Source organism: Williamwhitmania taraxaci, from assembly GCF_900096565.1.
In the GTDB taxonomy this organism is placed as follows: Bacteria; Bacteroidota; Bacteroidia; order Bacteroidales; family Williamwhitmaniaceae; genus Williamwhitmania; species Williamwhitmania taraxaci.
Genome location: NZ_FMYP01000088.1, coordinates 1 through 12,692 on the forward strand (window position 1 = coordinate 1; position 12,692 = coordinate 12,692).

The 12,692-nt window shown below is 39.2% G+C and carries 7 protein-coding genes; 5 read left to right on the forward strand and 2 right to left on the reverse strand.

What is annotated here, in order from left to right:
- The 5 genes from BLS65_RS15780 to BLS65_RS15800 form a co-directional block, all read left to right on the forward strand.
- Nucleotides 1–275: ATP-binding protein (locus BLS65_RS15780; protein WP_170830167.1), on the forward strand; the 275-nt coding region annotated here is incomplete at its 5' end.
- Between the two features lie 411 nt (nt 276–686).
- Nucleotides 687–3,764 (forward strand): SusC/RagA family TonB-linked outer membrane protein, encoded by a 3,078-nt coding sequence (locus tag BLS65_RS15785; RefSeq protein ID WP_092440740.1) that lies wholly within the window; start codon nt 687–689, stop codon nt 3,762–3,764.
- 30 nt (nt 3,765–3,794) lie between these two features.
- Entirely contained in the window at nt 3,795–5,213 is a 1,419-nt protein-coding gene (locus BLS65_RS15790; protein WP_092440752.1) for a RagB/SusD family nutrient uptake outer membrane protein, read from the forward strand.
- A 1,095-nt stretch (nt 5,214–6,308) separates the two neighbouring features.
- The gene (locus tag BLS65_RS15795) at nt 6,309–9,467 is read left to right on the forward strand and encodes a SusC/RagA family TonB-linked outer membrane protein (RefSeq protein WP_092440742.1); all 3,159 of its coding nucleotides are present in this window, start codon (nt 6,309–6,311) and stop codon (nt 9,465–9,467) included.
- A gap of 17 nt (nt 9,468–9,484) precedes the next feature.
- Complete coding sequence (locus BLS65_RS15800) at nt 9,485–10,978, forward strand: RagB/SusD family nutrient uptake outer membrane protein (protein WP_092440744.1); 1,494 nt, start codon at nt 9,485–9,487, stop codon at nt 10,976–10,978.
- Nucleotides 10,979–11,798: 820 nt separating this feature from the next.
- Here the strand turns inward: BLS65_RS15800 and BLS65_RS15805 are convergent.
- Nucleotides 11,799–12,509: a tRNA1(Val) (adenine(37)-N6)-methyltransferase gene (locus BLS65_RS15805; RefSeq protein ID WP_092440746.1), complete on the reverse strand. Its 711-nt coding sequence runs from the start codon at nt 12,507–12,509 to the stop codon at nt 11,799–11,801.
- Nucleotides 12,496–12,648: a DUF2400 family protein gene (locus BLS65_RS19060; RefSeq protein ID WP_170830168.1), complete on the reverse strand. Its 153-nt coding sequence runs from the start codon at nt 12,646–12,648 to the stop codon at nt 12,496–12,498. The genes BLS65_RS15805 and BLS65_RS19060 overlap by 14 nt, the downstream gene beginning before the upstream one ends.
- Nucleotides 12,649–12,692 lie beyond the last annotated feature (44 nt).

The following is a 12,692-nucleotide window of genomic DNA, read 5'->3' on the forward strand; positions in this document are numbered from 1 at the left end:
AGAAAACCGACCTGTTGATACTGGATGATTTTGGGTTAACAGCCTTTGACGATCCTGCAAGAAATGCCCTAATGGATATCGTTGAACAGAAATATGACAAGACTTCTATTATCATTGCCGCACAGATACCAGTAAAAAACTGGCATGAAACAATTGGCGAAGGAACCATTGCCGATGCAATTCTAGACCGCATGGTTCACTCTTCACATCGCATTGAATTAACAGGAGAGTCAATGAGAAAAAACAAGATGAAAAAAACTCAAATTAATTCATAAATTTGGTCACGAAATCATCCTTTTTTTGTGGCACAATATCACCGAAACAAGTGGCACAATATCACCGAAATATCAATTATTAACATTTTTAGGTATTTTTTCGCTTTTGGATTAATTAATCATAACCATTTTAAAAATATTTCATTACTATTGCATCTGACAAAAACAATTATTGTAATTGTCGCAGTAGAATTTCTGGGAAAGAGTAGTGATTTATTTTAGATACACCTTGAAAAGTGTAACGACTTAGTAAAAGCAATAATTATTAGCAATTTACCCTAATTGCATTAAGTCCTTATGAAATCTCAAGTGTATAAGCCCTCCTCCAAGAAGTTATAGAGATACAAATTTGGATATAATGACATACATTATATTAATGCAAGAATCATAACCTAAATCTAATTTTAACCTATGAAAAAGCTCATTGCTTTAGTTGCAATCCTAGGCCTAATAGGATTGCAAGGCGCGTTCGCACAGACGCGTTCAATCAAAGGGACAGTCACCTCGAAGGAGGATGGCATGGGCCTACCTGGCGTAAACGTAACGGTAAAAGGAACCACCATCGGTACTGCCACTGATATTGATGGTAACTTTACCATTAGTGTTTCTGCAGATGCAAAAACTTTAGTATTTTCTTCAATTAGTTACCAATCGGTAGAAATGCCAATCCAGGATGTTGTTAATGTAGTTCTGGAAGCAGATACCAAACAAATTGACGAAGTGATTGTAACTGGTTATGGGGTTACACGTAAGTCAGCCTTTACTGGTGCAGCTACTACTGTTGGAAAAAAGGAAATGGAAGGAAAATTTAGTCCCGATCCAGTAAGAGCCCTCGAAGGAAATGTTACAGGACTTCAAATGACCACCGGTTCAGGTCAACCAGGTTCACCAGCCACCATATTTATTCGTGGTCGTAACTCTTTAAACTCTGGAACACAACCTTTATATATTGTGGATGGAGTTCCTTTCACCAGTGATGTTCAAGGGATGCGCGAAAATGAAGGACAGACTTTTAGCCCTTTATCTACAATTAGCCCTTCAGACATTGAGAACATTACCGTTCTAAAAGATGCTACAGCAACCTCCATCTACGGAGCACGTGCCGCTAACGGTGTAATCGTTATTACCACAAAAAAAGGTAAGCAAGGCAGCTTCAACGTAAGTTTTACAGCTCGTCTCGGTTTTGAAAAGTTACCTGAGGCCAAAAACTACAAATTGCTAAATGCAAGCAAATTTACCGAACTTTCTGTGGAGGCTGCTCTTAACAACTACGCATTAAAAGGCGCTGCTGGAACAGTAGATTACTACAATACCGCATATGGTCTTAATTTCCCTTATGATGCTGCAGGTATGAAAGATTTCCTGTATTGGTATACACCCGGAGTTGAAGGAGTTGATACCGACTGGTTGAAAGAAGTTACCCGCACAGGTATGATTAATCAATATACGATTGACATCCAAAGCGGTGGGAAAGAAAAGACTTCCATGAAGTACTATCTATCCGTTGATTATTTAACTAACACTGCGATCATTAAAGGAAAAGATTTATCCCGATACAATGTTCGTTTCAATTTTGATCAAGCACCTTCGGATTATATTAAGTTCGGATTAAACTCTAACTTCTCACATACCGAAACCAATATGGGTGCAGGCGGTGGATACTTCTCCGACCCTATGACTCAGGCCTACATGCAAGCACCTATTAATGGTCCTAAGAATGAGGATGGAACTTGGAATTTTAGTACCGTAAATGGATACAATCCTGTTGCACAACGCAGTGGACTTGGAGACAAAAGTCTTGCTAAGCAAAACAGAGCCCTCTTTTCGCCATATGTACAGGTAAATATAACCCCAGATTTATTCTTCATTTCACGTGAAGGTATGGATGCCTATTTCATGGACGAGTTTGGATACTGGTCGTTTCTTCAGCCTCAGGGAAAAGATATGAGAGGAATGGGTGAAAAGGGGAATACTTCCAACATCCTGCTTACCTCAACCAACACAATGAACTATCTTAAAACATTTGGAGGAGTTCATAATGTAAATATTATGGTTGGTCAAGAAGCCCAAAAGAATACAATTGATTACGCTTATCTTTCGGGTAGCAACTATGCGGTTGATTATTTAAATCAGGTAAGTCTAACTTCCATCCCCGGTAGCGCAAAATCTACTAAAGATGAAATAATACTTCAATCGTATTTTGGAAATGCACAGTACGACTATAATAACAAATACTACCTTTCTGGAAGTTTCCGTGTAGACGGATCATCTCGCTTTGTTAAAGATAACTATTGGGGTAAATTCTGGTCAGTTGGAGCAAAATACCGTATTTCATCGGAAAGTTTCATGGAGTCCACCAAGGGTTGGTTAAATACTCTAATGGTTCGATCCAGTTATGGAACCACAGGTAATCAAACAGTTGGTGGATCATGGTATGCTGCCCGAAACTTGTACGATTTTGGTTACAACTACAACCAAAAGCCAGGTAGCGCTCACCTTCAGTTTGGTAACGATGATCTTAAGTGGGAGTATACTGCTAAGTTTAACGTAGGTATGGATATCACCATTTTTGATAGAGTTTCTATCACTGCTGATTACTATGACCACAAGACAAAGGATATGGTTTTCGAAGTACCTGTATCTGAATCTACTGGATTAGACGCCTACTACAAAAACATCGGTGAACTATCAAACAAAGGGTATGAGTTGTCTATCAACGTAAACCTTCTTAAAACAAACGACTTCAATTGGGACGTAACTCTTAACGGCTCACACAATGAAAATAGAATTGAAAAGTTAAGTACCGATGCTCCAATTTCAAGCACCTATACCATTATTGAAGAAGGTAAAGACATTTATACCTTTAAGATGAAAGAATGGGCTGGCGTTGATCCAGCAACAGGTAGAGGAATGTGGTATAAGGGTGAATCTGGTGAAGAAACAACCTTCAACTACAATGAAGCTGGAAAAAGATACCTTGGCTCTGCTAGTCCGAAATTTCAAGGATCATTCAGTACTAACTTCTCATATAAAGGTATAGATTTTGCACTTCAATTGACCACATCAGTTGGTGGAAAAATTTATGGAAATAACCTTCGCTATGATGAACATACTGGCGGTAGTTTTGGTAATAACTTCACCGAATATGTTTACGACAACAGGTGGCAGAAACCAGGCGATAATGCAAAAGTTCCTCAGCTTGTTGCCATAGATGGGTTCAATGAAAGTGCGCATTCATCCCGCTATTTAATGAGTGGCGATTACGTGAAGATACGTTCTATATCTTTAGGCTATAATCTGCCAAAAGAAATACTTCAGAAAATGTTTGTTAAAAGTTTGAGGGTATTTGCCACTGCTGATAATGTTTACACATTTGCTGCTTCAGATTATAGAGGCTTCGATCCATCAGGCATTGGTGCCAATGGTGTGCAATGGTGGAATTATCCAACCCCACGCACCTATACATTTGGATTGACCTTAGGCTTTTAGTTAAAAACTTAAAAAATGGAGTTAAAAAATATGAAGAAGATAATCGCAATTTCAGCACTTAGTATCTTCTTGGTTGGCCTCGTTTCGTGTGAAAAGGAAACTGATTTATACCAATCAATAAAAACAGAGGATGCTTACAAAACAGTTCTCGATGTCGATAATGGCATAAATGGTGCATACTACGCACTCGGTAGTTATCGCTTATTAGGTATGAATGTACCTGCATTAGGCGATATGGCTACGGACGTGTCTAAAGCAGATGCATCAAGTGGCCATTTTGTAACTATTAACAAGTATACAGCAAACCAATACTCAGGGGAGTTAAATGAAATATGGCTCTATGGGTATAAGGTTATTGACAGGTGCGTTAGAGCTACCAATGGGGCAGAACTATTGTTGGAAACGACAACCAACGAGGACGATATGGCAACTCTTTATAAGTCGTTATCTCAGGCTTATTCATTAAGAGCATTAACCAATTTTTACTTGGTTAATATTTTCGGCTTACCTTACCAACCAGGTGTTCAAAACACCCAGAAAGGTATTATTCTGCTTGAGAATGCGCCTATAGAACCATTCGCAACTGTTTCACGCTCTAGCGTAGAGGCTACTTATGCTCAAATCCTAAGCCAAATACAAAAAGCAAAAGATTACTATACTTTGTATGATAATGCTGGTGGAAAAAGCCTAAGTGCTTTTTATATGGGCGAAGGTGCCATTTACGCACTTGAAGCAAGAGTTAAACTTTACATGCATGACTGGAATGGAGCGTTAATCGCAGCCCAAACAGCCATTGATATTAAGGGACCAAAGGCTGTTTCTAATGACATCTACCAAACAATGTGGAGGTCAATTGCAATTACCGATGAAGATATTTTCACAATAGCCAAATCGGATAACGACAACCTCTCAGCAAATTCGCTTAATACACTCTATGGCTCCTATAAGGGACAAATATCTGCATTTACTAAAAGTCTTTTAGATGCTACAGATATTCGCAAGGCGCTTATAGCGACTTTCACCTCAGCGAATCAACCCGCTAAATTCCAAGGTACCTCAACCTCTCAAGCAACAAGTAACATTCCTATTTTCAGGGTATCTGAAATGTATCTGATTATTGCAGAAGGAACTGCTCAACTGAATGTTGATCTTGATGCTGCTAAAGATGCTTTACTATTCACTGCACAGAGGAATACTGCTATCACAACCACAGCAGATTTACCTGCAACTCAAGCAGATTTGCTCACCTTTATTGCAAAAGAAAATGTTAGAGAATTCTTTGCTGAAGGACACCGCTGGTTTGACTTACGCAGGACAGGAAATACATTTTTGTTTGGTGGTAAAGTTTTTGACGTTGCAAAGTTTGTTTTTCCAATTCCTGATGCAGAGGTTGCCTCTGGTGCTGGTGTTGAGCAAAATGACAATTGGTTTGTTGCTATTCCTAAATAGGAGTGATATTTGGAACGATTAAGTTCCAATACAACATACTGTTTATAAATGAGAGCTGCCTTCGGGCAGCTTTTTTTTGCAGTAGATTAAACCTTTACCACTTCATAAGAGATTAATTACTACGTTACAAAAGTCACTGAACCTATTGCGTTAATTATCATAGCATTCTGTATTACAATGACGTAGAAAAACATAGCGGTATTGATGTAACAAAATGACAACTAATTTTGCAGCACAAAAAACGCAACTTCACAGTAGAGGTCACGCTTCTGAGAAAAATTCAGTAGGAGTTTGGGCACTTTTGTTAAATGTAAGAAGGATGATTTTTTCAATTTTTACAACGTTTAAGATTTTTTTCGTGTGTTAACAGTTTCTGATCTATTTTCGAAGCACATATAAGAAGCCATACATCTAATTTACAGAATTTTCATTCATCTTAAAGAACACCCCACATTACTGTCCGACGTAGGAAACCAAACAATTGGAATGGGTTAAAAAGGCCAAGAAAAGATATTGTATTTGATCTACTATTCCTTATGCGCTATGAGGAAAAGTAACTGTAAGTGTTTTCAGTATTGTAGAATAAGGAACATCCAACGATAGCATACCTCGTAGATATCCAACATAGCATTACTAGAACTTTGTGTTTCTTTAAACGGACAATGGTGTAATGACATAAAAAATATCCTCACTTTCTTATCGCTGCTGCATTACTTCAAAAACCATAATTACCTAGGCGTTGAAAATTTCAACCTCGACACAACCTCCATGTAATAATTGCTAGAAATACTTTTTTTTAATGGATGGAGTCAAATATGATATTTTGAAAATAATTATTCCTATCATTGCCAATATTTTTGAAAAAGCGTCACCGTAGTACTTTTGGGAAAGAGTAGTAATTTATTTTAGATACACCCTGAGAAGTGTATAGACTTAGTAAAATCAATAATCATCAATAGTTTAAGTCTATTGTTTGAGTCTGTATGTCATCAAATGTTTCTGCCCTCCCCCTTAAGGCTATGGTAATCCAACTTTGGATATAGTGACATTCATTATATTATTGTAAGAATCATAACCTAAATCTAATTTTAACCTATGAAAAAGCTCATTGCTTTAGTTGCAATCCTAGGCCTAATAGGATTGCAGGGCGCGTTCGCACAGACGCGTTCAATCAAAGGAACTGTCACCTCCAAGGAGGATGGCATGGGCCTACCAGGCGTAAACGTCACTGTAAAGGGCACTACAATAGGAACAGCTACCGACATGGATGGTAACTTTAACTTAAATGTATCATCTGATGCAACGATTTTAGTAATTTCTTCAATTGGCTACCAAACACTAGAAATGCCAGTTCAAGATGTTATAACTGTTGCACTCGAAAGTGAATCGAAAAAAATTGACGAAGTAATGGTCGTCGCTTTCGGAACTACCAAGAAGAGTTCCTTTACTGGATCAGCTTCAACGGTTAATACAGCAAAAATTGACAGCCGCCCAATTACCAACATTACTCAGGCTCTAGAAGGAGCTGCTTCCGGAGTACAATTTACTGCAGCATCCGGCCAACCAGGTTCTGAACAAGCAATAAGAATCCGTGGTTTTGGATCAATTAACGCCTCAAACGATCCACTGTATATTTTGGATGGTGTTCCTTATCCCGGAACCCTTTCCAGTATCAATCCTTCCGACATTGAGAATGTAACTATTCTTAAGGATGCTGCATCCACGGCACTATACGGTAGTAAAGCAGCGAATGGAGTTATTATTGTAACTACGAAGAAAGGGAAAAAAGGCACAAGTGTTTTTCAAGTAAAAGCAAGCCAAGGTTATTCTGTTCGTGGGATTAAGGAATACGATAGAGTTGGAGTTGCCGACTACTATACTTTAATGTGGGAAGCCGACAGAAATAATAAATTATACAATGCAACCGTTCTTCCAACGGAAGCAGTAGCAAACCTTGCCGCAACAAACGGACTTATCACCAATCTGAAATTCAATATTTTAGACGTACCCAACAACGAAATTGTTGTTGATGGTGTTTTTAACCCTAATGCTAAAGTAAAATCGCTAGTTGCGGAAGATTTAAACTGGCTAGATAACATACAACGCACAGGTAAACGGAGTGAATACTCTGTAATGTACAGCGGTGGACAAGAAAACACTGACTACATGTATTCCATGGGCTATACCAAGGACGATGGCTACATTATTAACTCCGACCTAGAGCGATTTACTGGTAGAATAAACGTAAACTCAAGAATTAAGAAATGGTTGAAAACAGGTCTTAATGTTTCTGGAACTAAAACGAAATCAAACTATCAAGTTAGCGATGATGCTGATAACAGTTCGAGTTACAATAACCCATTTAACTTCACCAGAGGTATGGGACCGATCTACCCAGTATATGCTCACGATTTAACTACTACTGAAGGGGATTATTATCTTGGGTTGGAAGGAGAACGCCTCTACGACTATGGTCAAGTAGGAACAAATAGAGCATCCGGTGCTTCCACTGGTCGTCACGTTGTGGCAGAAACCAAATGGAATAAGAATGTCATAAATAGGAACGTGATGAATTCTAGAGCATATGCAGAGTTCACCTTTATGGAAGGTCTAAAGTTAACTACCAATTTTGGTATGGACTTAAATAACTATTACCTTTCCAAATACGAAAACTCTAAAGTTGGCGATGGTGCACCTGCTGGACGAGCATCAAAAACAAACTCTCTGACAACCATATATAACTTGCAGCAACTGCTTGAGTATTCGAAAAACTACAATAAGCACAACTTTACTATTCTTGCTGGACATGAAAGTTATCAGTACAACTATGCATACGTATACGGCATGAAAAATACTGAAACTGCCACCAATAACTTTGAACTTATCAACTTTACAACAGTGAGTTCGCTAGACTCTTATGCTAGAGACTACGCCACTGAAGGATACCTTTCGAGATTAGAATACAACTTCGATAACAAGTATTTCCTTTCCGGATCAGTTAGGGCCGATGGAACTTCAAGATTTCAAAAGGACAACCGTTGGGGGAAATTCTGGTCAGTTGGTGGTGCTTGGAGGCTCGATCAAGAAGATTTCATCAAGAACATTAAGGCAATTGATCAACTAAAACTTAGAGTTTCTTACGGTGAATTAGGCAATGACAATATCGGAACCTATTACGGCTATCAAGCAGTCTATAATTTAGGTAACAATAATGCGGGTCAAGCCGGTTACCTTCAAGGATATATTGGAAATGACAATGTTCAATGGGAAACAAATAAAAGTTTAGATTTCGGTATTGAATTTGGAGTCCTCAATATGATTAGAGGTAATGTTGATATCTACAAAAGAATGTCGGACAACCTCCTCTTTGACGTTCCATTGCCAATATCTAGCGGATATGTATACCAAACACAGAACATTGGTAGTATGGAAAATAGGGGTATTGAACTTAGTTTAGCCATTGACCCCATTAAAACAAGGGAATTCAAGTGGACTGTTGATGTAAACCTATCTACCGTAAAGAACGAAATCACAAAGTTACCTCAAGAGGAATTGATCGTTGGTACGAAAAAACTCATGAAGGGTCACTCTCTCTATGAGTTCTGGCTACGTGAGTGCAAAGGTGTAGATCCAACAGACGGTATAGCACTATTTGCTGGAGATATGAGTCAATACTCGGTTCAAACTGCGAAAAACTACCGCATCATTGGATCAGACACCTTGGCAACGAATCAAAACTACGCCAAGTATCACTATGCTGGCAGCGCAATTCCAGACCTTACGGGAAGTATCGCAAATAGCGTTAGCTACAAAAATTTCGAACTATCAGTTCTGATTACTTTCCAAGTTGGAGGTAAAGTTTATGATGCAACCTACGCGAATATCATGAGTTCTGGAACCTACGGTGGAGCCCTTCACAAAGATATATTGGATCGCTGGCAAAAACCTGGCGATATCACAGATATCCCAAGAATGGATGCAGGGAAAACAGCTACCTTCAATGCTTCGTCTGATAGATGGTTGGTGGATGCCTCTTATCTAAACATCCGTAACATAAATTTATCTTACAACTTACCTCAATCTTGGTTGACCAAAATTGACCTCGCTTCTTGCAAGGTATTTTTTGGCGCCGAAAACATTGCTATGTTTACCAAACGTGCAGGTATGAATGTTCAGCAAAACTTTTCTGGAGTTACCTCAAATGTATATGTACCAGCAAGAGGTTTCACCGCCGGTATTAACTTTACCTTTTAACAAAAATAATTACTACTATGAGAAAAATAAAATATATACTGGGGATAGCAGCAATTCTCTCCCTTGGAGCGTGTAGTAAAGATTTTCTTGAAACTGCACCAACAGAATCGATTCCTGCTGAAGATGCCTTCAACACAACCTCCGATGCCTACGCCGCATTAAACGGTATCCACCGTGCTATGTTCTTTCAATACGACGCACAGGATCAGGCAGGACAAGGTTCAATAATGATCGATGCCGATTTGCTTGGTGAGGATCTAGTTATGACCACCCTAGGAAACAGTTGGTTTGTCTCGACTTACAGATGGATTGACCATCGTAATGCGAGCAGTAGTGGTCTGCCTCGTTTCGCTTGGAAGTTCTACTATAAGATTATCAGCAACGCCAATACAATAATCAACAAAATTGATAACTGTGTTGGACCTGACAAAGACAAGAATCAAATTAAAGGACAGGCATTTGCATTTCGCGCATGGGCCTACTTTAACCTAGTTCAACTTTATGGCAAGCGGTATGATGTAACAACTGTTCCTAATACCCAACTTGGTGTACCATTGCTTTTGACCAATACAATTATGGGCCAGCCAAGAGCAACTGTTGAAGAAAACTACGCACAAATTAATGCCGACTTAGACTCCTCCTTCGTTCGCTTGTCGAATACTTATGCACGAGATGCCAAGTCGCACATTAACTTAAAAGTTGCACAAGGATTAAAGGCAAGAGTTGCACTAACCATGGGCGATTATACAAACGCTGCAACCTATGCTGCTCTAGCAAGAACGGGCTATACACCAATGAATACTACTCAATACCGAGATGGATTTAGTAGTATCACTAATCCTGAATGGATGTGGGGTAGCGCACAAATTTCAGACCAGACAACCTATTTCTACTCGTTTTTTGCATACATGTCTTTGAATTTCAGTTCTACCAACATCCGAAGTAATCCTAAGGCAATCAATAATTTGGTATATAACAAAATTCCTGCTACCGATATTCGTAAGCAACTTTGGTGGGACGGAACCCCTGCTTCTTGGACTTCAGGAGCTTGGACTCTACCGACAACTTCCTTCGCAAAATATGCTTATATGAACAGAAAGTTCGTTGTTGCTACATATACCAGTAGCGTTGGAGATGTTGTATACATGCGCGCAGCAGAAATGTATCTAATAGAGGCTGAAGCACTAGCAAGAAGTGGTCAAGATGGCCCAGCGCAAAATGCACTGTTTACTCTAGTTTCGACTAGAGATAATGCATATGTAAAATCCACCAGCACTGGAGCTACGCTAATAGACGAGATCACGACTCAAAGAAGAATTGAACTATGGGGTGAAGGCTTCCGCTTCTTCGACCTAAAACGTACAAATAGTGCAATGGACAGAACAGGTACAAACGCTGTTCCATCAGTTAGCCTTATCGTTACAGTTCCTGCAGGAGACCCACAATGGCAATTCAAAATCCCTAAGGATGAATTGAACGCCAACCCTGCTATTCAGAGTCAGAACGATTAATCGTTCAATTAAATAAAAAAAGCTGCCTTCGGGCAGCTTTTTTTTTGCAGTTCATTAAACCTTTTTCTCAAACTGGAGTTAAATAATAACTGGCACAATAGTTGTGTTGTTTGTTGTGTTAAATTACATTAAACAGCCTAACGGAATGCCATAAAACATGATAGCAATAACGAATTAACAAAATAGATAGTTAACTTTGCAGCACAAAAAAACCTCGACTTCACAGTCGAGGTCTCGCTTCTGAGAAAAGCGCAGTAGTAGTTTGGGAACTATTGTTACTTGCAAGATAGATAATTTTAGCAATTTTCACAAAGTTTTAGGGTTTTTTTTCTTGTATTGACAAACACTGACTTTTCTCGAAGCGTATATAGGAAGCCTTCCATTTTGGAGGGCTTCTCTATTTTCTACCTCTAAACTGTAATTAACTGATTTAATTACACACTACACTGATTTACTGCAGTATTAATCAAGCAAAGAATTTTAGAATTAATGGTGCGCAACTCTCCTACCTTAGCCTAAGTGATGAGTCCTTTGCTCATAAAGGGATTTAATGCTAAGGTAATTTGTCGCCATTAACCGTAAAAATAGTATAAAGCCGCACCCGAGCGGCATAACAATTCATCTCGACACGGCAAACTATGAGTATTACGTACAAAAAGAATCACATTGAATGATCGTTTGAGTGCCCAATTCTATGGATTCGATCATCGAATATGAATACGTAACACTTAACCAAAGAAAGGAGATGCTTGCAAAGATATTTGTGGACGAACACAATTCTATTTAGGAGAAGAGAATCTGAACCTTTTAGTTATAGGTATTAAAACGCCAAATAAAAATCGCACGTAATCCTCTTGTAATCTTCGGTATAATCCAAGTTAGGGCCAACTCTTATGGCGAGATCGCTCTCCACGAGGGCTCCTCTAGTTCGTGAAAGTTCGAGCAGCACACGTTTAATCCTCCCACCGGCAAAGGGATGAACATAGGACTTCCTAATGCAATAAAGACCATGATTAGCAGCCAAAGCAATAAATATGCCCGCCTCCGCATAGGGAAATATCGCGGCAAAGATACCATTGTCCTCCAGCACCCGGTTGATGCCTATAACCAGATCGTCATACGAGAGCTGATCGGCGTGGCGGGATAGATTTCGGGAGGCAAAAGGGGACTTAAGCGACTGTATGAAAAAAGGTGGATTAGAAACCACCAAATTGTAGCGCTGATCAGTTTCGCCAGCAAAATCCTGAAAACTCGAGCCAAAAACCTCTACCCGACTTACCCAAGGAGAGTCCCTGACATTCTCTTTGGCAGTTTCCACCGCCATTTTATCAATTTCCACAGCATGAATAGTCGCATTAGGACAGCGTTGGGCAAGCATAAGTGCAATAACCCCTGTACCACTTCCAATATCGAGTATTTTAGTGGCGTTACTCACATCGGTCCATGCACCCAGCAAAACCCCATCGGTATTGACCTTCATGGGCACATTTGCCTGCTTTATTGCAAATTGTTTAAACCTAAATACCGACATTATAGCTAAAGTGTTCTTTGTTCATCCCAATATAAAAAAGGGCAAAATCGTATTTAACTGGATCTTCAGGCGAAAATGAGCGCAGCACATTTGATATTTCGGTGATATTGTGCCACTTGTTTCGGTGATATTGTGCCACAAAAAAAGGATGATTTCGTGACCAAATTTATGAATTAATTTGAG